The sequence below is a fragment of the Micromonospora sp. IBHARD003 genome (assembly GCF_056106285.1).
This window is the reverse complement of the sequence record NZ_JBWBBX010000001.1, coordinates 4,791,074-4,815,579: the sequence shown is the minus strand read 5'-3', so window position 1 is coordinate 4,815,579 and position 24,506 is coordinate 4,791,074. Positions and strand designations below refer to the sequence as shown.

Here is a 24,506-nt window from a genome sequence, read left to right as displayed (position 1 = left end):
GGCCCGTCAGGCCGATCCGGCCGGGGCCGGCCGGCAGAGCAGACGCCTCAGCGCCGGCGGGGCTTCGGCTTCTTCCGGGCCGCCGGATTGCGGGTGCGGCTCGACCTGCGCTTCTCGTACTGGGCGACGGCGGCCTCGTGCTCGGTGCGCAGCAGCTTCTCGCCGGGGGCCTCGACGAGCGAGCGGATGAAGTACGCGAGCAGTGAGCCGATGAAGCCGATCATCTTCAGGCTGCGCAGGGATTCCTCGCGCGCGGGATCGGCCGGGCGCCGGGAGAAGCCCTCCCAGGTCTTCCGGAAGGCGATCGCGCTGCAGACCGCGAAGGTGGCGATGACGAGCGTGTTGACGAAGCCGCCGACCTCGGCGGTGCTCAGGCCCTCATAGGCGAACCGCAGGACGAGACAGCCGGCCACCGCCGCCGCGAGGGAGCCGGCGGCGACGGCGGCGCGGCGCAGACCGTAGCCGCCGTCGTGGTCGACCCAGGTGGTGCCGAAGAAACGGATCGGCTCGGGCTGCGGTCCGGTACCGGGCGCGGCGCCGCCGGCTCCGGCCCCCGTGCCGCCGCGCTCGCTCCCGTCGGCCCTGTTTCCCGCGTCGCCCTGGTTCTCGTCGTGGTTATCGCTCACGAGGTCGATTATCCCCGGGCTTGTCGGGTAGCCCCAAGCCGGTCGGGCGCGCGGGAGGACGGCTGCCCAGCCGGCCGGGTAAGGCGACCGGTCAGGAGCAGCGGACCGCCACATAGCCGTCGGTGCCGGTGTTCACATAGGCGTCGGAGACGAACTGCCCGTTGGCGATGTTGTCCCAGAGGTCCGAGGTCCCGTACGGACCGCGCACTGTCTCGCCCGGCTTCTGGCAGTTGATCGGCACCCGGGCGCCGTACGGCAGGACATCGACGATCTCGTAGTTGGTCCCCGGGCCGCTGCGTACGTTCAGCCGGTACCCCGGGGCGACCGGATACCGCCGTACGGGACGAGGACCCGCGGCCGCTGCGCTTTCCGCGCTCGCTGCGCCTTCGGCGCCTTCCGTGGTTCTCCCGGTTTCCTCTATGGCCATGACCGGCCTCCCCCGCTTGTCCGAAAAACAGTGCGCCGCGCAGGCTAGCAAGCCGCCTCGGTATCGCACGAGCAATCGACTAGGCTCCGTGAGTCGCGTGTGCGGACAAGAAACACGGGGGTGGGCGATGCCACCGCTGCGCAGCACCGGACCTGCGCCGGAAGCGGAGCAGCCGGAACAGCCGGCACACGTCGGGCAGTACGTTCTCGGAGACCGCCTCGGCTCGGGTGGCATGGGTGTCGTGCATCTGGCCACGTCCGCGTCGGGGCTGCGCCTCGCCATCAAGGTCGTACACACCGGGCACGCCACGGATCCCGAGTTCAGGGCGCGTTTCCGGCAGGAGGTCGGTGCGGCCCGCCGGGTCAGCGGTGCCTTCACCGCCCCGGTCGTGGACGCCGACCCGGATGCCCCCACGCCATGGATGGCGACGCTGTTCATCGACGGTCCGACCGTCGCCGAACGCGTCAAGCGGAACGGCCCGCTGGACCTCGGCGAGCTGCGCAGGCTGGGCGCGGGACTGGCCGAGGCGCTGCGTGACATCCACCGTGCGGGCGTGGTCCACCGCGATCTCAAGCCGAGCAATGTGCTGCTCGCGGCCGACGGTCCCAAAGTCATCGACTTCGGGATCTCGCGCCCGTCGGACAGCGATCTGCGGACGGAGACGGGGAAGCTGATCGGCACTCCGCCGTTCATGGCGCCGGAGCAGTTCCAGCGGCCCCGCGAAGTCGGCCCCGCCGCGGATGTGTTCGCGATGGGCGCGGTCCTGGTGCATGCGGCGACCGGGCGCGGGCCGTTCGGTTCCGACAGCCCGTACATCGTCGCGTACCAGGTGGTGCACAGCGAGCCGGATCTGGCGGGGGTGCCCGCCGAGCTCATACCGCTGCTGAGCCGCTGCCTTTCCAAGGACCCCGGGGACAGGCCAGGTCCGGGTGAGGTGATGGCGGAGCTGCGGGCCCCGGTGGGCGAGGTCGAGACGACGTTCCTCCCGTCGGCGCGCCCGCCCGGCGGTTCGGACCCCGAGCGGCGCACGGGACGGCGGCCCGCGTCTGAGGACGCGAACCGGGCCCGGCAGGGGCAGACGGGGACCGGCGCCGGCGCACCCGCGGGGACGGACACCGGCGCATCCCGGCCCCGGCGAAGCCCCGGGCGGCGACGGGGTCTGCGCCACGCCGCCGTCGGCCTCACCCTCGCTGGCCTGCTCGCCGCGGGCTACGCCGGCGTCCGGGCGGCGACCTCGGACACCCCCCGCCCGGCCCCGGGTCCGTCCGTCGCCCAAACGGCCGTCACCCCCTGGCAGAACGCGTTCACGAAGGCCACGGGGACGGAGGCCATGCCCTTCTGTGCCTCGGACGGCAACGCCCTGTACTGCTCGGCGCCGGGCGTCATGGCCGCCCGTCTGTCCCTGGCGGACGGCAAGCGGCTCTGGTCGCGCGAGGCCCCGTCCGGCGCGGTCAGCCGGGCGCCGGTGCTCGCCGACGGCCTGCTGTACGTCACCACGGGCGGGGGAAGGCGGCTGGACGCCGTCGATCCACGGACCGGCGCCACCCGCTGGGGCCGGGGCATCGGCACGTCCGAGTCGGTCGGCTTCGGTCCGGGCACCGTGTTCCTCATGGCCGCGGACGGGACCGTGCGGGCCCTGGACGGCGCGACCGGCGCGGAACGCTGGCGCGAGCGGCGCGGAGCCACGGGTACGCGCTGGGTGCCCGCGCCGGGGAACACCCGCGACGTCATCGCCGTCAGCCCCCGCCCCGACGGACGGAGCACGCTCGTCCGGGCCGTCTCCGCCGACAGCGGCGATGTGCGCTGGGAGAAGCGGCTGGACGGCAGGCTCGCACCCGTGGCGCGGGACTCGCGGGACACCGGCTCGGGCTCACTGCTGCTGTCGGACGAGCGGGACGGCTTCACCAACGCCGTCGTACGCCTCGACACCGTGACCCGCGAGGTCCGGCGGGTCCGCCTGCCGGTGCCCGTCGACCAGGCTCAGGCGGTGGCGTCGGGGGAGACGGTCCATCTCGTGGGTGCGGGAGGTTCGCTGCTGGCGGTGGACACGATGGGCGGCGGAGCGCCGTCGTGGCGGCTGGAGACGTATGTGACCCGGTCCTCGCGGCCGGTCGTCCACAGCGGCCGGATCTATCTGAGCGGGGCGGACGGGCGGCTCCTGGCCGTCGACGCCGAGCGCGGTGTGCTGCTCGGGCAGACCAAGCCCCGGATGGACGGCGGCCGTTCCACTTTCACGGCGTCGCTGCCCGCGCCGGTCACCGCGGGCGGCGCGGTCTACGGGAGCGCGCCCGACGGCACCGTGTTCGCCGTCGACGCGGCGGACCCGGCGCGCTGGTGATGAACGCGGCGGTGCCGGTGCCGTGGTGATGAACGCAGCGGGCCCGGCGCGCTGGTGACACGCGCCGGGTCCGTACCCGGGGCGGGACCCGGGGCGCAGTGATACCGGGTCCCGCACCGGGTCTCAGCCGAGCTTCGAGACGTCCCGCACCGCGCCCTTGTCCGCGCTGGTGGCCATCGCCGCGTAGGCCCGCAGGGCGGCCGAGACCTTGCGCTCGCGGTCCTTCGGCGCGTACACCCCGCCCAGTGCCTCGCGCCGGGCGGCCAGCGTGGCGTCGTCGACGACGAGTTCGACCGAGCGGTTCGGGATGTCGATGCGGATGAGGTCGCCGTCCTCGACGAGGGCGATCGTGCCCCCGGACGCGGCCTCGGGCGAGGCATGGCCGATGGACAGGCCCGAGGTGCCGCCGGAGAAGCGGCCGTCCGTGATCAGGGCGCAGGCCTTGCCGAGGCCGCGGCCCTTCAGGAAGGACGTCGGGTAGAGCATCTCCTGCATGCCCGGGCCACCGCGCGGACCCTCGTAGCGGATGACGACGACGTCACCCTCCTTCACCACCTTGGAGAGGATCTTGTCGACGGCCTCGTCCTGGGACTCGCAGACGACGGCGGGGCCTTCGAAGGTCCAGATCGACTCGTCGACGCCGGCGGTCTTCACCACGCAGCCGTCGACGGCGAGATTGCCCTTGAGCACGGCCAGTCCGCCGTCCTTGGAGTAGGCGTGCTCGACGGAGCGGATGCAGCCGTTCTCGGCGTCGACGTCGAGGGACTCCCAGCGCTCGGACTGCGAGAAGGCCGTTGCGGAGCGGACACAGCCGGGTGCCGCGTGCCACAGTTCGGCGGCCTCGGCGGAGGGGGACCCGCCCCGCACGTCCCAGGTCTTGAGCCAGTCGGCCAGCGAGGCCGAGTGCACGGTGTGGACGTCCTCGTTCAGCAGCCCGCCGCGGTAGAGCTCGCCCAGGATGGCGGGGATACCGCCCGCTCGGTGGACGTCCTCCATGTAGTACGTGCCGCCGGGGGCGACGTTCGGCGCGACCTTGGCCAGGCACGGCACGCGGCGCGAGACCGCGTCGATGTCGGTGAGGTCGTAGTCGAGTTCGGCCTCCTGGGCGGCGGCCAGCAGGTGGAGGATCGTGTTGGTCGAGCCGCCCATGGCGATGTCGAGGGCCATGGCGTTCTCGAAGGCGGCGCGGGTCGCGATGTTGCGGGGCAGGACGGACTCGTCGCCCTGCTCGTAGTAGCGCTTGGTGATCTCGACGACCGTGCGGCCCGCGGTCTCGTAGAGGGCCCTGCGGGCGGTGTGGGTGGCGAGGGTCGAGCCGTTGCCCGGGAGGGACAGGCCGATGGCCTCGGTCAGGCAGTTCATCGAGTTGGCGGTGAACATGCCGGAACAGGAACCGCAGGTCGGACAGGCGTTCTCCTCGATACGGAGGACGTCCTCGTCGGACACGTTCTCGTTGACCGCGTCCACGATGGCGTTGATCAGGTCCAGCTTGCGGACGGTGCCGTCGACCAGGGTCGCCTGGCCGGCCTCCATCGGACCGCCCGAGACGAAGATCGCCGGGATGTTGAGGCGCATGGCGGCCATCAGCATGCCGGGGGTGATCTTGTCGCAGTTGGAGATGCAGATCAGGGCGTCCGCGCAGTGGGCCTCGACCATGTACTCGACCGAGTCGGCGATCAGGTCGCGGGACGGCAGGCTGTAGAGCATGCCGCCGTGGCCCATCGCGATGCCGTCGTCGACGGCGATGGTGTTGAACTCGCGGGGGACGGCACCGGCGGCGCGGATGGCGTCGGAGACGATCCTGCCGACCGGGGCGAGATGGGTGTGGCCCGGCACGAACTCGGTGAAGGAGTTGGCCACGGCGACGATCGGCTTGCCGATGTCCTCGCTCGCTACGCCCGATGCCCTCATCAGGGCGCGGGCGCCCGCCATGTTCCGGCCGTGGGTGACTGTGCGGGACCTCAGCTCGGGCATCGTCGCTCGCTCCTTCAGAACAGTTCTGGCTCCTGTCAGGCTACGCCGCCACTCCAAGATCTGGACGCCACGTCCGGAATACGGGACAGCGGTCCGCCTTTCGGGCAGCGCCGGCACCGGGCCGCCCGTGAGACCCGGCCCTCCCCGGGCGCGGGCCTGCGGGACAGGCCCGGGAGCAGTCTCGGGGACCGCCCTGGGAGCGGCCTCGCGGACGCCCGGACCCGGCTCGCCGGACGGGCCTTCGTACGCACCGCACCGACCGCCGCAGACCACGGGCCGTAGCCCTCCGCGACCCTGACCCGGGAAGCGCTCAGAGCTCCGTCAGATACCGCTGCAGTGTCGGCGCGACCATCGCGACGATCTCCTCGGGATCGGCGCTGACCAGCGGCTCCACCTGGATCACATAGCGCAGGATCGCGATACCGATCATGTGCGAGGCGGCGAGCTCCGCACGGAACTTGGGGTTCGGCACGGCGAGCTCCGCGGCCACCCGTTCGAGCAAGCGCCGCAGGACGAAGCCGCGCAGCACCTTCGCCGCCGCGTCGTGCGTCAGCGCGGACCGCAGGATCGCCAGTAGCGGGGCACGCGTCGCCGGGTTCTCCCAGATGCCGAGGAACTGGCGCACGAGCCGCTCCCCGATGTTCTCGGTGCCCGCTTCCAGAAGTGCCGGGACCACGAGCGCGGGTTCGAAGGAGACCTCGATCGCCGCCGCGAAGACCTCGTCCTTGGTGCCGAAGTAGTGGTGGACGAGGGCCGGGTCGACACCCGCCGCCTTCGCGATACCGCGTACGGACGTCTTGTCGTACCCGCGCTGCGCGAACTCCGCGCGTGCCGCCTCGAGGATGCGCTCACGGGCGCCGGGGCCGCTGTCCGCCTCGGCGCGGGCGGGACGGCCACGCCGTCTCGGTGCCGCGGCGGTCATGATCCGCTCGCGGTGCCGCGGGTGCCGCCCCGTGCGGACGGGCCGGATCTCCGTACGGCGGACCGGGCGGCCCGGCCCGGAGCGGAGGAACGGGCGGGCGTGTCGGCCTGTGCGGTGGCCGAGGCCAGATGCAGCCGGGTGAACGCCAGTGCCTCGGCGAGGTCCGCCTCACGCTCCGCAGCCGACATCGCCCGCCGCGTGTTGACCTCGATCACGACATGCCCGTCGAAGCCGCTGCGCGCCAGCCGCTCGAGCAGCTCGGCGCAGGGCTGGTCGCCCCGTCCGGGCACCAGGTGTTCGTCCTTCGCCGAGCCCTTGCCGTCCGCGAGATGGACATGTGCGAGCCGGTCGCCCATCCGGTCGACCATGGCCAGGGTGTCCGTGCGGGACGTGGCGGTGTGCGAGAGGTCGACGGTGAAGTGCCGGTAGTCCTCTTTGGTGACGTCCCAGTCCGGGGCGTACGCCAGCATCTCGCGGTCGCGGTAGCGCCACGGATACATGTTCTCGACGGCGAAGCGCACATCCGTCTCGTTGGCCATCCGCCAGATCCCGGCGACGAAGTCCCGGGCGTACTGGCGCTGCCAGCGGAAGGGCGGATGGACGACGACGGTCGACGCACCCAGCTGCTCGGCGGCGGCCTGCGCCCGCTGGAGCTTGACCCACGGGTCGGTGGACCAGACCCGCTGGGTGATCAGCAGGCAGGGTGCGTGTACGGCGAGGATCGGCACCTCGTGGTAGTCGGAAAGCCGGCGCAGCGCCTCGAGATCCTGGCTGACCGGGTCGGTCCAGACCATGACCTCGACCCCGTCGTACCCCAGGCGCGCGGCGATCTCGAAGGCCGTCGCCGTCGACTCCGGGTAGACGGAGGCCGTCGACAGGGCGATCTTCGCATCCGGGATGCGCACCACTGGTTCTGCCACGAGGGACAGCGTACGGGCCCCGTGGGACGGCATCGGGCGGCGGGGAGAGGGCATCAGTCCGTGGGCAGGTGGTCCAGGCGGCGCAGGATCACGCCCTCGCGCAGCGCCCACGGACAGATCTCCAGCTCATCGACGCCGAAGAGATCCATGGCGCCCTCCGCGACCAGTGCCCCGGCGAGCAGCTGGCCCGAGCGGCCTTCGGAGACCCCGGGCAGCATCCCGCGCTGGGCGGCGGTCATCGTGGCGAGCTTCGGCACCCACTCCTCCAGGGCACTGCGGCTCAGCTCACGCTGCACGTACAGGCCGTCGGCGGAGCGTGCGGCCCCGGCGATACGGGCGAGCTGCTTGAACGTCTTGGACGTGGCGACGACGTGGTCAGGGCGGCCGAAGCGGCTGAACTCGTGGACCGTACGTGCGATCTGTGCCCGCACATGGCGGCGCAGCGCCCGGACTTCTTCCGGCTGGGGCGGGTCCCCCGGCAGCATCGCCGCGGTGAGCCGGCCGGCGCCCAGCGGCAGGCTGACCGCGGTGTCGGGCTCCTCGTCGATTCCGAACGCGACCTCCAGCGAGCCGCCGCCGATGTCCAGCACCAGGAGCCTGCCCGCCGACCAGCCGAACCAGCGGCGGGCGGCCAGGAACGTGAGCCGGGCCTCCTCCTCGCCGCTGAGGACCGTGAGGTCGACCCCCGTCACGGTCCGGACGCGCTCGAGTACGGCATCGGCGTTGGTGGCCTCACGGACCGCGGACGTGGCGAAGGGGAGGACGTCCTCGCAGCCCTTGTCCTCGGCGGCCTGCAGGGCGTCCTCGACGGTGGTGATGAGCCGGTCGACGCCCTCGGTGCTGATGGCTCCGTGCCCGTCGAGGAGTTCGGCGAGACGCAGTTCCGCCTTGTGTGAATGGGCCGGAAGGGGGCGCGCACCGGGGTGCGCGTCCACCACCAGCAGGTGCACTGTGTTCGAACCGACGTCGAGGACTCCGAGTCTCATGTACGGAACGCTACTGCGGCCGCGCGCATACGCTTGACTCGTGCCAAAGACGAAAAAGACGAAGCCGGGCAAAGCAGCGCGTGAGAAGTCTGCGAAGCTCCCGAAGCCGGCCGGGACGGAGCGTCCGGTGGTCCCGCAGACGCCGGTGACGGCAGACGCGGCGGTCGCGGTGCCGCTGGCCGCGGAGCCCGCCCCGGCGGGCGAGCCGGACGAGAAGGGGCTGGACTTTCCCCGTGCCTGGGTGGAGTTCACCGACCCCGCGGACGACGAGCAGGTCTTCCGCTGCGATCTGACCTGGCTGACCTCGCGCTGGAACTGCATCTTCGGCAGCGGCTGCCAGGGCATCCAGGCGGGCCGCGCCGACGACGGCTGCTGCACGCTGGGGGCGCACTTCTCGGACAAGGACGACGAGAAGCGGGTCGCACGGAATGTGGCACGGCTCACGCCCGAGATCTGGCAGTTCCACGACGTGGGCACCAGGACGGGGTGGACCGAGACGGACGAGGACGGCGACCGCCAGACACGCCGCTGGGAGGGGTCCTGCATCTTCCAGAACCGCCCGGGGTTCGCGGGCGGCGCAGGCTGTTCGCTGCACATCCTCGCCCTGAAGGAGGGGCGCGAGCCGCTCGAGACGAAGCCCGATGTGTGCTGGCAGCTGCCGGTGCGGCGCACCTACGACTGGATCGACCGGCCCGACGACACCAGGGTTCTCAGGATCTCGATCGGCGAGTACGACAGGAGGGGCTGGGGTCCGGGCGGCCATGACCTGCACTGGTGGTGCACGTCGGCGACGTCGGCGCACGGCGCGGGAGACCCGGTGTACGTGACCTACCGCCCCGAGCTCACCGAACTGATGGGCAAGGCCGCGTACGGCGTGCTGGTGGAGCTGTGCGAGGCACGGCTGGCCAGGGGGCTTCCGCTGGTGGCTCCGCATCCCGCGGACCCGGTGGCCCCGGCCTCCGGTCCCTCAGACGGCACCGCCGCGGCGGACCGCGCCGGACGGGAATAGCAGCGGGTGGCCGGCGGGTGAACCGCACGCCGGCGGATCCGGGGCGGATCCGGTGGCGCGGGACCGATGCGGGGCTGATGCGGCCGGGTCCGGGTCAGCTCCGACGCCTCTGGACCGCCATGACCCGCCCCCTGAGCGTGGCGTGGCCGCCGACGAGAGAAACGCTTCCTCAGCCCGAGGGGGCGGAGGGGTCGGGCTGCTCGCTCGCCGGAGGTTCCGTGGGCTCGGACGGCGCGGGCTCCGACGGCGCAGGAGGCTCGGACGGAGCGGGTTCGGTGGCCGGCGGAGGCTCCGAAGGCGCCGGGGGCTCGCCGGAGGGCGTGGGCTCCGAGGGCGGCGGCTCGGACGGGGCCGGGGCGGGGGCGCCGTGGCCGCCGATCTCCAGGACCGCGCCCGACGGATCGACGCCTACCCGTGCCGTCCACGGCCCTTCGGGCTCGAGGGTGTGATCCACGGAGACATGGATCGTGACGGTCTCGCCCGGCTGCAGGGTCCCGAAGGTGCGGTTCGCGTAGAGCCAGGCGGCGTCGGTCCACAGCGACCAGGAGACGGGCGCGCCGCCCGATGCGGTGAGCGTGATCACCGTGATGCCGCCGGAGGGCCGGGCATCGACGGTGAGGCGGCCGGGGCCCCGGCCGGGCGTCGCCGCTCCGGCCGACGGCTGTCCCGGGCTGATGACCTCGACCGACACTCCTGCCGGGGCGACGCCGGGGAGCCGGCCGGCGGTGGACGGGGTGCCGGGGTCGCGCTCCGCGTTTCCCGCGTTCTCGTAGTGCTCGTACGGCGACCCGTCCATCCCCGCCGCGTCATCGGTCTCGCTCGCGGAGAAGGGCGAGCCCGCGCGTGCCTCGCCGGTGACGGGTGCCCCGCGGTAGGCCGCCCAGAGCGCGAGCACGGGCGCCGCCACGACCGTGGCGACGACGGTGGTCGTGACCGCCCTGGCCCGCAGCCGGCCGCGCCGGGCCGCATGGTCCCTGGGTGTCACGGGGAATCCCTCCGGCCCGAAGCGCGGTGCGCCGGCGCGCTCCCGCGGAACGTGCAGCATCGCCGCGTACGCCGCATGGCGCGGGGCGGGCACGAGGGGCAGTTCGGCGGGCGTCACGGCGGTGCCGGCACCGGGTCGGATGCCACGGGACGGGGTGACGGACGAGCCCGGCCAGGGCCCTCTGGCCCCGGCGCGCTCGGCGACACGACGACAGCGCGGGCAGTCGTCGACGTGGCGGACGAGCTCGCGCCGCAGTCCGGCGGACAGCAGCACCTGGTGGTCGCCGGTGAGCCGGGCGATCGAGGAGCAGGTGCCGGTCTCCACGACGGCGAGCGCGGCACGGGTGCGCTCCACCTCGCAGGCGGCGGAGGCGAGCAGCTCGCGGGTGCGGACGGGATCCATGCCGAGGACGGCGGCGACTTCGCGCGGCTCGAGCCGGTGGCGCACGGCCAACTCCAGTGCCTCGCGCTGCTCGGGAGTGGTGCCGGCGGCCTCCGGCCAGGCGAGCAGGGCCAGTTCGGCACGGTGGCGCTCGGCGGTCTCCTGCGGGAGCGCGGGGACCGTCGCATCCGGGTCGGCGCCGGGGCGGGAGCCGGTATCCGAGCCGGGAGGGGCGGAGTCCCGGGCGGCGCGATCCCCCGGGGCGGGCTCCCGGGAAGCGGACGACCCCGTGGGTACGGATGCGGGAGTGGGAGCGGATGCAGGAGTGGGAGTGGGAGTGGGAGCGGAGTCGTGGGCGGGTGCCGCGGCCGGGCCGGAAGCGGGCCGCTTGCCGTGCGCACCGCCCGCCCCCTTTCGTCTGCGGCCCCGCTGCTCGGCGAGCGCCCGCAGACAGGCCCAGCGGGCCAGCGCGTACAGCCATGCCTTCCGCTCGGCCTCCCCGGACGGGCAATGCCGGTGCCGGCGTTCGGAGATGGCGAGGACGTCGCCGAGCGCCGCGGTCGCCGCCTCGTGGTCGCACAGCGCCGACAGGCAGTACGTGAACAGCCCGTCCAGATACGCCTCGTAGCGCGCGGGCGGTGTCCGCACGAGGGTCGCCCGGCGGCCGTGCGCACGGCGCTGCGCCCGGCGGGTGCCGGTGGTGTGCGTGGGTGGCTCCAGCATGCTGCTCGTCACCAGTCGACCGTAGGCAGCCGACGGCGAATCCCTCGGGGCACTTAAGTGCATTTACTCCTAACGGGTGAACGTTTCTTCCCAAAGAGGACAGGGGCATGTGCCGGACGCGGATGGCCGCGTCACCCGCGTCCGGCATCGCGTCACCAGGACCCCGTCCGGCGCCCCCGATGTCAGTGGGGGCCGCTACGGTTCTCCGCATGGCTGCCCGTACGAAAACCGCCAAGGACAGACCGTCCTACCGCTGTACCGAATGCGGCTGGACGACCGCAAAATGGCTCGGCCGCTGCCCCGAATGCCAGGCCTGGGGCACGGTGGAGGAGTACGGCACGCCCGCGGTCCGCACGACGGCGGCCGGGCGGGTCACCAACGCCGCCCTGCCCATCGGCCAGGTCGACGGCCGCCAGGCCACCGCCCGTACGACCGGCGTCGACGAGCTGGACCGGGTCCTCGGCGGCGGACTGGTGCCGGGCGCGGTGGTGCTGCTTGCGGGCGAGCCGGGCGTCGGCAAGTCCACCCTGCTGCTCGACGTCGCCGCGAAGGCGGCGAGCGACGACCACCGCACGCTCTATGTGACAGGTGAGGAGTCCGCGAGCCAGGTCCGGCTGCGGGCCGACCGGATCAACGCGCTGAGCGACCACCTGTATCTCGCCGCCGAGACCGATCTGTCCGCCGTGCTCGGCCATCTGGACGCGGTGAAGCCCTCGCTGCTCGTGCTGGACTCCGTGCAGACGGTCGCCTCCCCCGAGATCGACGGGGCCCCCGGCGGGATGGCTCAGGTGCGCGAGGTCGCGGGCGCGCTGATCCGTGTGTCCAAGGAGCGCGGGATGTCGACGATCCTGGTGGGCCATGTCACCAAGGACGGTGCGATCGCGGGACCGCGGCTGCTGGAGCACCTCGTGGACGTCGTGCTGCACTTCGAGGGCGACCGGCATGCGCGGCTGCGGCTCGTCCGCGGCGTCAAGAACCGCTACGGGGCGACGGACGAGGTCGGCTGCTTCGAGCTGCACGACGAGGGCATCACCGGGCTCGCCGACCCGAGCGGCCTGTTCCTGACCCGGCGCGACGAGCCGGTTCCGGGCACCTGCCTCACGGTGACGCTGGAAGGCCGCCGCCCGCTGGTCGCCGAGGTCCAGGCGCTGACGGTGGATTCGCAGATCCCCTCGCCGCGGCGCACGACCTCCGGACTCGAGACGTCCCGGGTGTCGATGATGCTGGCGGTGCTGGAGCAGCGCGGCCGTATCAGCGCCCTGGGCAAAAGGGACATCTACAGCGCGACCGTCGGCGGTGTGAAGCTCTCCGAGCCCGCCGCCGATCTCGCGGTCGCGCTGGCACTGGCATCGGCGGCGAGTGACACCCCGCTGCCCAAGAACCTGGTGGCGATCGGCGAAGTGGGGCTCGCGGGCGAGGTGAGACGGGTCACGGGCGTGCAGCGCCGGCTGGCCGAAGCGCACCGCCTCGGCTTCACCCACGCCCTGGTCCCGTCCGATCCCGGCAAGGTCCCGCCTGGTATGAAGGTCACGGAAGTCGCCGACATGGGGGACGCGCTGAGGGTGCTCCCGCGCGGGCGCAGACCAGAGGCCCCACGGGCGGACGAGGTCCGCCGGTAGACTTTGCCCTGGTCTCGCCCATCCGTACGAGCCGGAGGAGAGCAGTGGCAGCCAACGACCGGGGCTCAGCCCCCGGAAAGTCCGGCGGAGGCTCCGGGGGGTCCGGCAAGGAGTGGCTGATGCGCGCCTCTCTGAGTGCGGTCGCCCCGGGCACCGGCCTGCGCGACGGACTGGAGCGCATTCTGCGCGGCAACACCGGCGGTCTGATCGTCCTCGGCATGGACAAGACGGTCGAGTCGATGTGCACCGGCGGGTTCGTGCTCGACGTGGAGTTCACGGCGACGCGGCTGCGTGAGCTGTGCAAGCTCGACGGCGCCCTGATCCTCGACAAGGACATCACCAAGATCCTCCGGGCAGGTGTGCAGCTCGTCCCGGACGCGTCCATCCCCACGGAGGAGACGGGCACGCGGCACCGTACGGCGGACCGGGTGTCCAAGCAGTGCGGCTTCCCCGTGGTGTCGGTCTCCCAGTCGATGCGGCTGATCGCCCTGTACGTCGACGGGGAGCGCCGGGTCCTGGAGGAGTCCGCGGCGATCCTGTCCCGGGCGAACCAGGCACTGGCGACGCTCGAGCGCTACAAGCTTCGGCTCGACGAGGTCGCCGGGACGCTGTCCGCGCTGGAGATCGAGGACCTGGTGACGGTCCGCGATGTCACCGCGGTCGCCCAGCGGCTGGAGATGGTCCGCCGGATCGCCACGGAGATCGCCGAGTACGTGGTGGAGCTGGGCACCGACGGCCGGCTGCTGGCCCTGCAGCTCGACGAGCTGATCGCGGGCGTCGAGCCCGAGCGGGAACTGGTCGTCAGGGATTACGTCCCGGAGCCCACGGCGAAGCGCTCCCGCACGGTCGACGAGGCCCTGTCCGAGCTCAACGACCTGACGCACGCGGAGCTGCTCGAACTGCCCATCGTGGCCCGGGCGCTGGGATACAGCGGATCGCCCGAGACGCTCGACTCGGCGGTCTCGCCGCGCGGTTACCGGCTCCTGGCGAAGGTGCCGCGGCTGCCCGGTGCGATCATCGAGCGACTGGTGGAGCACTTCGGGGGCCTCCAGAAGCTCCTCGCAGCGAGCGTCGACGACCTCCAGGCGGTCGACGGCGTGGGCGAGGCGCGGGCGCGCAGCGTACGCGAGGGCCTGTCACGGCTCGCGGAATCGTCCATCCTGGAGCGTTACGTCTAGGTCCTGTCCGGGCCTAGGAGCTTAGGAGCTTCGACCGGACGCTGCCCACTCCCCCATGGAGATGCGCCGGAAGGACCCTGATCCTCGCCGGGCCGGCCGACGGCTCGGTTCAGTCCTTCTCCAGCCGGAACGACGCCGGTGCCACCGTCGCGCCCGGGAACCGGGCCTCGACCAGATAGGTGCCGGCCGGCACCTGGCCCGCGGGCGGGGTGGCGCACTGGGGGGCGCTGCGGAGGCGGTCCCAGTCGACGATGTGGGTGACGGTCGAGTTCGCCGGGACGCGCAGCAGCATGCTGCCGCTGCCCCGCGGGCAGTCCTGTGTGGACCAGACCGGGTCGTCGGCGTCGTTCCGGATCGTCAGCACTGCGGCCTTGGGGCCGAAGTCCGCCTTGCAGATGACGGCCGACGTGTTCTTGGCGACGAGCTCGAACCTCGGCTTCTCGCCCGGGGCGTACGACACCTTGGCACTGCGCAGCGTCAACTGCAGGCTGGTGGGAGAGCAGTTCGGCAAGGGGGATCCGGCGGGCACCTGCCGGCCGCCGCTGACCGCGCCACTCGCGCCCGGGTCGCCGTTCTTGCCGGTCCCGTCGCCGCCTTCCGTGCCACCGCCGTCACCGGTGCCGCCGCCGTCACCGGTACCGCCCGTGTCGTCGGACTCGTCGCGGCCGCCCGGCCGTTCGCTGATCGCGGGACCGGAGGAATCGTCGCCCGGGGTGATCGAGGGCACCGGTCCGCCGCCGCCGGGCTTGGAGTCGTCACCGCTCCTGCTCACGCCCCCACCACCGGAGCCGACCGCCCATGCGAGCAGCAGGGCGAGCATCGCCAGCAGGGACAGCGCAACTGCCCTCCGACGCCAGTAGATGGAGGAGGGAAGCGGCCCGACCGGATTGCGCAGAGATCCCACGTACCGAACTGTACGAGAGAACGAAGGCAACTCCCGCCCCACCCGCCGCCGATGCGGCACGATTTTCGCGATCATCATCATGGGCGTAGGGATCACCCCCCGGGTACAAGCCCGTCGGCCCCGTCCTTTCGTCGGGGGCGGCCCGGTCGCGGGCGCCTGGGGCGCGTACCCCGGTCTGCGTAGTTCTGAGGCCCCAGGGGCCGGGAGCCATTCCCCGTGCTCCGGTTGGTCGGGCCCGGTGACATGTACGCCGCCGCGGCCCGCTTCACGGAGCGCATGCGCCGCAGGCGGCGCCGACCGTGCCAGGATCGGAAGTGCCATGACTGCGACAGACATGCCCTCCCCCGCCCTGGACGTCACGACCGGTGTCACGACCGGTGTCACGACCGACGTCCCCTCGCCCTCCACCGAGCCCTCGCCCGCAACCGACTCCCGCGCCACCGGGCCGGCGCCCGCCGCCGGGAACACGGCCTCCGCCGGGGACCACGCCTCCGCCGGGAACACGGCCTCCGCCGGGGACCACGCCTCCGCCGGGAACACGGCCCTCCACACTCCCGTCCTCGCCTGGTTCGACCAGCACGCCCGCGATCTCCCCTGGCGGCGTCCCGATGCCGGCGCCTGGGGCGTGATGGTCAGCGAGTTCATGCTGCAGCAGACCCCGGTGAGCCGGGTGCTGCCGGTGTACGAGCAGTGGCTGGCCCGCTGGCCGCGCCCCGCCGACCTGGCCGCCGAAGCGCCGGGTGAGGCCGTGCGCGCCTGGGGCAGGCTCGGCTATCCGCGCCGTGCTCTGCGGCTGCACGGCGCCGCAGTCGCGATAACGGAGCGGCACGGTGGCGACGTACCCCGGGAGCACGCCCAGCTGCTCGCCCTGCCGGGGATCGGTGAGTACACGGCGGCGGCTGTGGCGTCGTTCGCGTACGGACAGCGCCATCCGGTCCTCGACACCAACGTCCGCAGGGTGTTCGCCAGGGTGGCGACCGGCATCCAGTACCCGCCGAACGCGACCACCGCCGCCGAACGCCGACTGGCCCGTGCCCTGTTGCCCGACGACGAGGCCACGGCGGCACGCTGGGCGGCGGCCTCGATGGAACTCGGCGCGCTCGTGTGCACCGCGCGCAGCGAGGACTGCGGACGCTGCCCCGTCGCAGGGCTGTGCGCCTGGCGGCTGGCCGGAAAGCCGGCGCACGACGGACCGCCTCGGCGTGGGCAGACCTACGCGGGTACGGACCGCCAGGTGCGCGGCAAACTGCTCGCCGTCCTGCGCGAGGCCGTGGCCCCCGTGCCACGTGCGGTCCTTGACCGCGTCTGGGACGAACCGGTGCAGCGGGCCCGTGCCCTGGACGGGCTGATTGCGGACGGTTTGGTGGAACCGCTGGAGAATGACCGGTTCCGGTTGCCTCTCACCTGAGTTTCTCCGTTAAACCCCGACGAGTACCTCTGTTACACAACCGATGGATGGCCGTGCGGACTCCGACGGCTTCCCCGCACAGCCCCGTGACAACTGCTCCGTAACTTCTTGTGGCGTAAGGGACGGCACGAGAACGCACGACAACACACGCGGTTGTCACGGGGCTTGGTTACGGGGACGGAGGCGGTTGAAGATGACGCACGGCGAGGTGCTCGAGTTCGAGGAGTACGTACGCACTCGGCAGGAGGCACTGCTGCGCAGCGCCCGTCGCCTGGTCCCCGACCCGGTCGACGCCCAGGACCTGCTGCAGACCGCGCTGGTGCGGACGTACGGCCGCTGGGAGGGCATCGCGGACAAGTCGCTCGCCGACGCCTATCTCCGCCGCGTCATGATCAACACTCGGACCGAGTGGTGGCGGGCCCGCAAGCTGGAAGAGGTCCCCACCGAGCAGCTGCCCGACGCGAGCGTCGAGGACACCACCGAACAGCACGCGGACCGCGCACTGCTGATGGACGTCCTGAAGGTACTCGCGCCGAAGCAGCGCAGCGTGGTAGTCCTGCGGCACTGGGAACAGATGAGTACCGAGGAGACCGCCGCCGCACTCGGCATGTCGACCGGTACCGTGAAGAGCACGCTGCACCGGGCGCTGGCCCGGCTCCGCCAGGAGCTGGAGTCACGCGAGCGGGAAGGCCGGGGACTGCAGAGCCCCCGGACGGCGGGTGCGCGGCCGGAAGCCCCCGGCCCGCGGATCCCGGCGCAGCGTGACCGTACGTTCGCACGTCGCGAGGAGGGGCGGGAGAGGTGCGCGGCCTAGCCGAAGACGGCTTTGACGCCAAAGACGGCGTCAGCGCCAGAAGCGGCATCATCCGATGGGCGGCGAGTGGCACGGCAGTGGCCGGCCTCGCCGCCTTCGGGCTGCTCGCCGTCGGTTGCGCGACCGGCGGGACCGGGCCCCGGGACGAGGGGCTGGTCCGTCATGACCCGGCGCCTCGGCCCCGGGCGAGCTCCACACCCTCGGCCGACGCCTCGCCGGCGGCGAAGATCGACACGTTCCGGCTCGTCATGGAGGACCCGAAGGTCAGCAAGCGGGTCAAGGCCGATCTGAAGCGCTGCGCGGGGGACGCGTACCCGGTCGACACCTCGTACGGAAGCGTCACGGGCGGCCAGGCGCCGGACGTCGTGGTGAACGTACTGATGTGCGGAGACTCCGCCGTGGGCCTCGGCACCTATGTGTACCGCAAGGTCGGCGAGGACTACACGAACATCTTCGCCGCCGAGGAGCCGGCGGTCTACGCGACCATCGACCGGGGGGATCTGGTCGTCACCAAGCAGGTGTACGCGAAGGGCGACTCGGTCGCGTACCCCTCGGGCCAGATAGTGATCACGTACCGCTGGGCGGGGAGCAAGTTCACCGAACAGGACCGGGTCGAGAACCAGTACAGCAGGGGTATCGGCGGGGACGCGTCCGTGGACGATCCCCTCCCGACCCCCGTACCGGAGAAGAACTGACGCGGTGCGGCGAGCGATGCCGGCGACGGCGTCACCGGCATCGACACCACCACCGGGCCGAGACAGTACGGTCGCGGAGCGAGAACCGAGAGAGCAGCGGAGTACACGCGGATGGCCGAGACACATGTCCTGTTCGTGGAGGACGACGACGTCATTCGTGAGGCCACCCAGCTTGCGTTGGAGCGCGACGGCTTCACGGTGACCGCGGTGCCGGACGGGCTCAGCGGGCTGGAGGCGTTCCGCGCCGACCGGCCGGACATCGCGCTGCTCGACGTGATGCTGCCCGGACTGGACGGCGTGAGCCTGTGCCGGCGGATCCGGGACGAGTCGACCGTGCCGGTGATCATGCTGTCGGCGCGCGCGGACTCCATCGACGTGGTGCTCGGACTGGAGGCGGGCGCCGACGACTACGTCACCAAGCCGTTCGACGGTGCGGTGCTGGTCGCCCGGATCCGGGCGGTGCTGCGGCGCTTCGGCCACGCGGGCGGCGCCGGGGACGACCTGGGCGAGCCCGGACAGTCGGGCATGGGCGGAGTACTGACCTTCGGCGACCTGGAGGTCGACACCGAGGGTATGGAGGTGCGCCGGGCCGGTCGGACGGTGGGGCTGACCCCGACCGAGATGCGTCTGCTGCTGGAGTTCTCCTCCGCGCCGGGGACGGTGCTGTCACGGGACAAACTTCTGGAGCGGGTCTGGGACTACGGCTGGGGCGGGGACACCCGGGTCGTGGACGTCCATGTGCAGCGGCTGCGTACGAAGATCGGTCAGGACCGTATCGAGACGGTCCGCGGCTTCGGTTACAAGCTCAAGGCGTGAGGTCCGGGGATGAGACGGCTCGCCGCGCGCGGCGGCTCCGGGTGCCCTCGCGGGACGAGGGCAACCCCAGGCGCCCGCGTCGGCGTCTCGACTGTCGAAACGCCGCCCGCACGACGACTCGCACCAGGACAGGACCCCGTATGAAGCGCCTCCCCCTGCGCACCGGTGTCCGGTGGAAGATCAGCCTCGCGATTGCCGGTGTGAGTGCGCTGGTCGCACTCTCGCTGAGCGTGGTCGTGCACAATTCCGCGCGGGTCTCCATGCTCGACAACGCCCGCGATCTGAACATGTACCGCCTGCAGCTCGCCCAGCGGATCTACTTGACCAGCAAGCCGAAGACCGAGCCCAAGTTCGGCGGCGCCAAGCTCAACGACCCGTCCCTGCCACGCGAGCTGAAGCACCTGCTCGAGGACAACCACCAGGCCACCTACATCCAGGCGGGCCACAACGGTCCCGCCGAGATCTGGGCGGCCGTGCCGCTCGGCAACGGTGAGGTGCTGTCGTTGCACAACCGCTTCCCCACCAGCAGCACCGACATCATGAAGAAGCTGGACCAGGCACTGATCACCGGCTCGGTCTCGGTGGTCTTCGCGGGCTCGGCGCTCGGTGTGCTCATCGGCGGCCAGCTCTCACGCAGGCTGCGCAAGGCCGCCGCGGCCGCGGGCAAGGTCGCCCAGGGGAACACGGAGGTACGGGTCCGCAAGGCCATCGGTGGTGTCGTACGCGACGAGACCGACGAACTCGCCCGCGCCGTCGACGCGCTGACCGACGCCCTGAACGCACGGCTCGAGGCAGAGCGCCGTGTCACCGCCGACATCGCCCATGAGCTGCGCACTCCGGTGACCGGACTGCTGACGGCGGCGGAGCTGCTGCCGCCCGGACGCCCGTCCGAACTGGTGCGGGACAGGGCGCAGGCCATGCGCACCCTGGTGGAGGACGTACTGGAGGTGGCCCGGCTGGACGGTGCGTCGGAACGGGCCGAGCTGCAGGAGATAGCCCTCGGCGAGTTCGTGATCCGGCGCGTGCGCGTGCTGGACCCGGCGGTGCTGGTGCGGGTGGTACACGATTCCTGGGTCAACACCGATCCACGGCGGCTCGAGCGGATCCTGGGCAATCTGCTGGCCAACGCCGCCAAGCACGGCGGGACTCCGGTCGAGGTGACCGTCGAGGGCCGGGTCGTGAGGGTACGGGACCACGGACCCGGCTTCCCCGAGGCGCTGTTGCGCGAGGGGCCGAGCCGGTTCCGCACCGGCGCCAGCGACCGGGCAGGGCAGGGTCACGGGCTGGGACTGACCATCGCGGCGGGCCAGGCGCGCGTACTCGGGGCACGCCTGACCTTCCGCAATGCGAACCACGAGGTGGCCGGCCCGGGGGACGCGACGAGCGGGGCGATCGCGGTGCTCTGGCTTCCGGAGCACGCTCCGACGAACAGCGGCAGCTTCGCGATCCCGCAGCTCGCGGACTGACCTGCCGGCCCGCCCCCTTTTAATCGTTGGTGTGCGCCGCGGTGGCGCTTGTAGCTTGGCATCGCGACCGCGCCTCCGATGCGCTCGGCTGCGGCTACTTCCTTCTGACAACCAAGTGACGCCGCCGCCCCCTTTGATCTCGGCAGGCGCGGGCGTCTTCGCCTCGTCGCACCTTTTGGCCGGGGCCGTCCCATCCTTTGAATCCGGGGGATTCGCTGCCTCGTTACACCCCACGCGTTTCCAAGATCTGGTCCGAGATGCTCGTGGCCCCGCATGTCTCGGCGGCCGCCGTCTCCCCGCCCTCACCACGGCTCCATCACAGGCCCGCCGGGCCGGACTTCCGTACCTACGAGGGCGGCCCCGCCTTCGTCCGGGAGCCGCGCGAGGAACTCTTCCTCCTCGCGGTCGGCAACTTCGTCTCCCAGCGGACCTTTTACGAGAGCGGCGAGGAGCGGGACGACCGGTACACCCGTCTCGTCGGTGAACTCGCTGTCCAGGACCCTGTGTGGACGGCCGGCCTGCTGCGCTGGCTCCGCGGCGAGGGCAACATGCGCACGGCGTCCCTGGTGGGCGCCGCAGCGTACGTACGGGCCCGGCTCGAGGCCGGGTCCACCGCAGGCCCGTCCAACCGGTCCGTGATCGACTCGGTGCTCCAGCGCGCCGACGAGCCCGGCGAACTGCTCGCCTACTGGATCTCGGTGTACGGGCGGAATGTGCCGCAGCCCGTGAAGCGGGGCATCGCCGACGGTGTGCGCCGGCTGTACACGTCCCGGTCCCTGCTCAAGTACGACACCGCGTCCAAGGCCTTCCACTTCGGCGACGTGCTCAACCTGGTGCACGCCTCCCCCGACCCGGACAAGCCCTGGCAGGGCGCGCTCTTCCGGTACGCCCTGGACCGCCGCCATCATCCGGAGCGGGCGGTTCCGCCGGCGTCCGACCGACTGCTGACCGCCCACCGGGCGCTGATGGAGTCGGCTGCGGAGGAGCGGCGTGCGGTGGTGACCGGGCCGGGCGGCTCCGAGCGGCTGGCCGCGGCGGGCATGACGTGGGAGGCCCTGGCGGGCTGGCTCCACGGACCGATGGACGCCGCCGTCTGGGAGGCCGTGATCCCCACGATGGCGCCGATGGCGCTCCTGCGGAACGTGCGGAACTTCGACGAGGCAGGGGTCTCGGACGAAGTCGCGGCCCTGGTCGCCGCGCGACTCTCGGACGCCTCCGAGGTCGCCCGTTCCCGGCAGTTCCCCTTCCGCTACCTGGCCGCCCACCGGCACGCCCCGTCGCAGCGCTGGGCGGCCGCGCTGGAACGGGCACTGGGCCACTCCCTGGCCAACGTACCGTCCCTGCCCGGCCGGACCCTGATCCTGGTGGACCGCTCCGACTCCATGTTCTGGGACACCGTCTCCGAGCGGTCCAAGCTGACGCGGGCGGACGCGGCGGCCGTGTTCGGCGCCGCGCTGGCCGTGCGCGCCGAGCAGGCGGACCTGGTGGAGTTCGGCTGGAGCAGCAGGAAGGTGCCGTTCGAGCCGGGCGAGCCGGTGCTCGAGGTACTGAAACGGTTCCACAGCCTCGGAGGCACCCACACCACGAAGGCGGTGCGGACCCATTACCGGGAGCACGACCGGGTCCTGATCGTCACCGACGAGCAGTCCGCGCCCTACGACCCCGGCGGGCCGGCCGAACCGGTTCCGGCCGACATCCCGGTCTACACATGGAACCTGGCGGGGTACCGGCCCGCCCACGGTCCCACGGGCCCCCACCGGCACACCTTCGGCGGGCTCACGGACTCCGCGTTCCGGATGGTCGGCCTCATCGAGGCCGGCCGCGAGGCCGCTTGGCCGTGGACCGCTGATCCGGCCTGATCCGGTCTAATGCGGTCTGATCCGGGAGGATTCCCCTAGAACTGTCCGCGGCCCCGAGGACGGGCGCGACACGAACGACGGCCCCCGGTGGGGGCCGTCGTATCGGATATGCCGCGGACGTACCGCGTCCCCGCCGCCTGCCGTGGCGGGGACGCGCCGTTCAGCCGGTCTTGGTGGCGGCCATCTCCGCCTGGTCGCGCGGCTCGCCGGTCTCCGCGTCCGGCTTCGCCGGGCCCGCGCCCTTCAGCGGCACCTCCTTGACGAAGAAGGCCGCGAGGAAGGCGATCACGGCGACCGCCGAGCCGAGCAGGAACGCGTTGTGCGTGCCCGCCGACACCGCGAACTGGTACGCCTCGCGCACCTGCTCCGGCAGCTTGGCCAGGCTCGCCGCGTCGAGCTGCGCGGACTGCTGGGTGAGGGCCGAGCCGCCGCGTGCGGCCATCTCGTCCTGCACCCGCGAGGTGAACAGGGCACCCATGATCGCGACGCCGAAGGAGGAACCGAGCGTACGGAAAAGGGTCGTGGAGGACGACGCGACGCCCATGTCCTTCATCTCGACGCTGTTCTGCGCGACGAGCATCGTGATCTGCATCAGGAAACCCATGCCCGCGCCGAGGACGGCCATGTAGAGCCCGGAGGTGAGGCGGGAGGTGTCCGTGTCCATCTGCGCGAGCAGGAAGAGACCCACCACCATCAGCGCGCCGCCGACGATCGGGAAGATCTTGTACTTGCCGCTGTTCGTGGTGACCCGGCCCGCGATCAGCGAGACGACCATCATCGCCAGCAGCATCGGCAGCAGGAGCAGCCCGGAGTTGGTCGCGGACGCACCCTGCACGGACTGCTGGTAGAGCGGCAGGAAGAGCACGGCGCCGAACATCACGAAGCCGGTCAGGAAGCCGATCACCGACATGAGCGTGAAGTTGCGGTTGCGGAAGATGTGCAGCGGAATGATCGGCGCCGAGGCCCTGGTCTCGACGAAGACGAAGCCGACGAGCGAGGCGACGCCGATCGCGATGAGCTCCATGATGACGGCGGAGTCCCAGTCGTACTCGGTGCCGCCCCAGGTCGTGACGAGCACGGTCGAGGTGATGCCCACGGTGAGCAGGGCCGCGCCCAGATAGTCGATGCGCTCCCTGGCGGCGCCGGGCTCGCGCTTCGGCAGGTGCAGAACGATGGTGAGCATGGCGAGCGCGACGGCACCGAGCGGCAGGTTGATGTAGAAGCTCCAGCGCCAGCCCCAGTGGTCGGTGATGCCGCCGCCGACCAGCGGGCCGCCGATCATGGCGAGGGCCATCACTCCGGCCATCATGCCCTGGTACTTGCCGCGCTCACGGGGCGGTATGAGATCGCCGATGATCGCCATCACTCCGACCATCAGGCCGCCCGCGCCCAGGCCCTGTACGGCACGGAAGCCGATCAGCTGGCCCATGTCCTGGGCCATTCCGCTGAGCGCCGAGCCGATCAGGAAGATCACGATCGAGGTGAGGAAGACGCCCTTGCGGCCGTACATGTCACCGAGCTTGCCCCAGATCGGGGTGGAGGCGGCTGTGGCGAGGGTGTAGGCGGTGACGACCCAGGACAGATGCTCGAGGCCGCCGAGCTCACCGACGATCGTCGGCATCGCGGTGCCGATGATCATGTTGTCCAGCATGGCCAGCAGCATGGCGATCATCAGCGCGAGCAGGACCACACGGACGCTGCGCGGCTGCGCCTCGTCCGCCCCCTGCGGCGCCGCCGATTTCACCGGTTTTTGTCCTGCCACCGTCATCCACTCCCCCTGGGCACTTACTTGCCGCCCGGCTAGTTCACTACACTGAGGGACGGTAGACCCGTCACTAGCCGGGCGTCAAGTAAGTATCCGTGCGTGTGCCCACGCGCCCCCAGGAGAGTCCATGACCAGAGGCAACACCCGGCAGCGCATTCAGGACGTCGCCCTGGAACTCTTCGCCGAGCAGGGCTACGAGAAGACCTCGCTCCGCGAGATAGCGGAGAAGCTGGAGGTCACGAAGGCTGCGCTGTATTACCACTTCAAGACCAAGGAAGACATCGTCATCAGCCTCTTCCAGGATCTGACCAGCCCGATCGACGAGCTGATCGCCTGGGCGGAGGACCAGCCGCGGACCCTGGAGACCAAGACGGAGATCCTGCACCGCTACCAGAAGGCGCTCACCGGGGCCGCGCCGCTCTTCCGCTTCATGCAGGAGAACCAGGCCACCGTGCGCGAGCTGAGCATCGGCGAGGCCTTCAAGGAGCGCATGATCACCATGTCGGGGCTGCTCCAGGACCCGGACCTCGGCATGACCGACCGCGTGCGCTGCGTCAGCGCGCTGTTCACCATGCACGCCGGGATGTTCCTCATGCAGAACATCGAAGGCGACCCCGAGGACAAGCGGGAAGCCGTCCTGGAGGTCGCCGTCGATCTGGTGACACAGGCCCACCACGGGCCCCGGTCCTGA

General features: G+C 71.8%; 20 protein-coding genes. 11 read left to right on the top strand and 9 right to left on the bottom strand.

Annotated features, from left to right (window positions below):
- Positions 1 to 47: 47 nt before the first annotated feature.
- On the bottom strand, positions 48 to 626 hold the full coding sequence (locus ACTWOL_RS21395) for a hypothetical protein (protein WP_474298369.1): 579 nt from the start codon (positions 624 to 626) through the stop codon (positions 48 to 50).
- A 91-nt stretch (positions 627 to 717) separates the two neighbouring features.
- Entirely contained in the window at positions 718 to 1,053 is a 336-nt protein-coding gene (locus ACTWOL_RS21390; RefSeq protein ID WP_474298368.1) for an SH3 domain-containing protein, read from the bottom strand.
- A 127-nt stretch (positions 1,054 to 1,180) separates the two neighbouring features.
- Here ACTWOL_RS21390 and ACTWOL_RS21385 point away from each other — a divergent pair, with 127 nt between their 5' ends.
- Positions 1,181 to 3,391: a protein kinase domain-containing protein gene (locus ACTWOL_RS21385; protein ID WP_474298367.1), complete on the top strand. Its 2,211-nt coding sequence runs from the start codon at positions 1,181 to 1,183 to the stop codon at positions 3,389 to 3,391.
- 123 nt (positions 3,392 to 3,514) lie between these two features.
- On the opposite strand, the gene ilvD is transcribed toward ACTWOL_RS21385, so the two are convergent.
- From ilvD to ACTWOL_RS21365, 4 genes are all read right to left on the bottom strand, one after another.
- Positions 3,515 to 5,365: a dihydroxy-acid dehydratase gene (gene ilvD, locus ACTWOL_RS21380; RefSeq protein ID WP_474298366.1), complete on the bottom strand. Its 1,851-nt coding sequence runs from the start codon at positions 5,363 to 5,365 to the stop codon at positions 3,515 to 3,517.
- A gap of 310 nt (positions 5,366 to 5,675) precedes the next feature.
- Positions 5,676 to 6,287, bottom strand: coding sequence for a TetR/AcrR family transcriptional regulator (locus ACTWOL_RS21375; RefSeq protein ID WP_474298365.1), 612 nt, complete (start codon positions 6,285 to 6,287; stop codon positions 5,676 to 5,678).
- Complete coding sequence (locus tag ACTWOL_RS21370; protein ID WP_474298364.1) at positions 6,284 to 7,207, bottom strand: sugar phosphate isomerase/epimerase family protein; 924 nt, start codon at positions 7,205 to 7,207, stop codon at positions 6,284 to 6,286. Before ACTWOL_RS21370 ends, ACTWOL_RS21375 begins: the two co-directional genes overlap by 4 nt.
- A 53-nt stretch (positions 7,208 to 7,260) precedes the next feature.
- The gene (locus ACTWOL_RS21365; protein ID WP_474298363.1) at positions 7,261 to 8,193 is read right to left on the bottom strand and encodes a Ppx/GppA family phosphatase; all 933 of its coding nucleotides are present in this window, start codon (positions 8,191 to 8,193) and stop codon (positions 7,261 to 7,263) included.
- 169 nt (positions 8,194 to 8,362) lie between these two features.
- On the opposite strand from ACTWOL_RS21365, the gene ACTWOL_RS21360 reads away from it, so the two are divergent.
- Complete coding sequence (locus ACTWOL_RS21360) at positions 8,363 to 9,202, top strand: DUF3109 family protein (protein ID WP_474301221.1); 840 nt, start codon at positions 8,363 to 8,365, stop codon at positions 9,200 to 9,202.
- A gap of 169 nt (positions 9,203 to 9,371) precedes the next feature.
- Here the strand turns inward: ACTWOL_RS21360 and ACTWOL_RS21355 are convergent, their stop codons facing one another.
- A complete protein-coding gene (locus ACTWOL_RS21355) occupies positions 9,372 to 11,303 on the bottom strand; it encodes a BACON domain-containing protein (protein ID WP_474298362.1) in 1,932 nt (643 codons plus the stop codon).
- Between the two features lie 197 nt (positions 11,304 to 11,500).
- Here ACTWOL_RS21355 and radA point away from each other — a divergent pair, with 197 nt between their 5' ends.
- Complete coding sequence (gene radA, locus ACTWOL_RS21350) at positions 11,501 to 12,910, top strand: DNA repair protein RadA (RefSeq protein ID WP_474298361.1); 1,410 nt, start codon at positions 11,501 to 11,503, stop codon at positions 12,908 to 12,910.
- A 119-nt stretch (positions 12,911 to 13,029) separates the two neighbouring features.
- The gene (gene disA, locus ACTWOL_RS21345) at positions 13,030 to 14,088 is read left to right on the top strand and encodes a DNA integrity scanning diadenylate cyclase DisA (protein ID WP_474298360.1); all 1,059 of its coding nucleotides are present in this window, start codon (positions 13,030 to 13,032) and stop codon (positions 14,086 to 14,088) included.
- 109 nt (positions 14,089 to 14,197) lie between these two features.
- On the opposite strand, the gene ACTWOL_RS21340 is transcribed toward disA, so the two are convergent.
- The gene (locus tag ACTWOL_RS21340; protein ID WP_474298359.1) at positions 14,198 to 14,992 is read right to left on the bottom strand and encodes a hypothetical protein; all 795 of its coding nucleotides are present in this window, start codon (positions 14,990 to 14,992) and stop codon (positions 14,198 to 14,200) included.
- Positions 14,993 to 15,311: 319 nt separating this feature from the next.
- Between ACTWOL_RS21340 and ACTWOL_RS21335 the strand changes: the two genes are divergently transcribed.
- The 6 genes from ACTWOL_RS21335 to ACTWOL_RS21310 all read left to right on the top strand — a co-directional run bounded on the left by ACTWOL_RS21335 (position 15,312) and on the right by ACTWOL_RS21310 (position 22,050).
- The gene (locus tag ACTWOL_RS21335) at positions 15,312 to 16,400 is read left to right on the top strand and encodes an HhH-GPD family protein (RefSeq protein ID WP_474298358.1); all 1,089 of its coding nucleotides are present in this window, start codon (positions 15,312 to 15,314) and stop codon (positions 16,398 to 16,400) included.
- A gap of 193 nt (positions 16,401 to 16,593) precedes the next feature.
- Positions 16,594 to 17,214 (top strand): SigE family RNA polymerase sigma factor, encoded by a 621-nt coding sequence (locus ACTWOL_RS21330; protein ID WP_474298357.1) that lies wholly within the window; start codon positions 16,594 to 16,596, stop codon positions 17,212 to 17,214.
- Entirely contained in the window at positions 17,202 to 17,909 is a 708-nt protein-coding gene (locus ACTWOL_RS21325) for a hypothetical protein (protein ID WP_474298356.1), read from the top strand. Before ACTWOL_RS21330 ends, ACTWOL_RS21325 begins: the two co-directional genes overlap by 13 nt.
- Positions 17,910 to 18,020: 111 nt before the next feature.
- The gene (gene cseB / locus ACTWOL_RS21320; protein ID WP_474298355.1) at positions 18,021 to 18,725 is read left to right on the top strand and encodes a two-component system response regulator CseB; all 705 of its coding nucleotides are present in this window, start codon (positions 18,021 to 18,023) and stop codon (positions 18,723 to 18,725) included.
- Between the two features lie 140 nt (positions 18,726 to 18,865).
- On the top strand, positions 18,866 to 20,191 hold the full coding sequence (cseC, locus tag ACTWOL_RS21315; RefSeq protein WP_474298354.1) for a two-component system sensor histidine kinase CseC: 1,326 nt from the start codon (positions 18,866 to 18,868) through the stop codon (positions 20,189 to 20,191).
- 257 nt (positions 20,192 to 20,448) lie between these two features.
- Positions 20,449 to 22,050: a TROVE domain-containing protein gene (locus tag ACTWOL_RS21310; protein WP_474298353.1), complete on the top strand. Its 1,602-nt coding sequence runs from the start codon at positions 20,449 to 20,451 to the stop codon at positions 22,048 to 22,050.
- A 160-nt stretch (positions 22,051 to 22,210) separates the two neighbouring features.
- Here ACTWOL_RS21310 and ACTWOL_RS21305 read toward each other — a convergent pair whose 3' ends face one another.
- Entirely contained in the window at positions 22,211 to 23,818 is a 1,608-nt protein-coding gene (locus tag ACTWOL_RS21305) for an MDR family MFS transporter (RefSeq protein WP_474298352.1), read from the bottom strand.
- 124 nt (positions 23,819 to 23,942) lie between these two features.
- On the opposite strand from ACTWOL_RS21305, the gene ACTWOL_RS21300 reads away from it, so the two are divergent.
- On the top strand, positions 23,943 to 24,506 hold the full coding sequence (locus ACTWOL_RS21300; protein WP_474298351.1) for a TetR/AcrR family transcriptional regulator: 564 nt from the start codon (positions 23,943 to 23,945) through the stop codon (positions 24,504 to 24,506).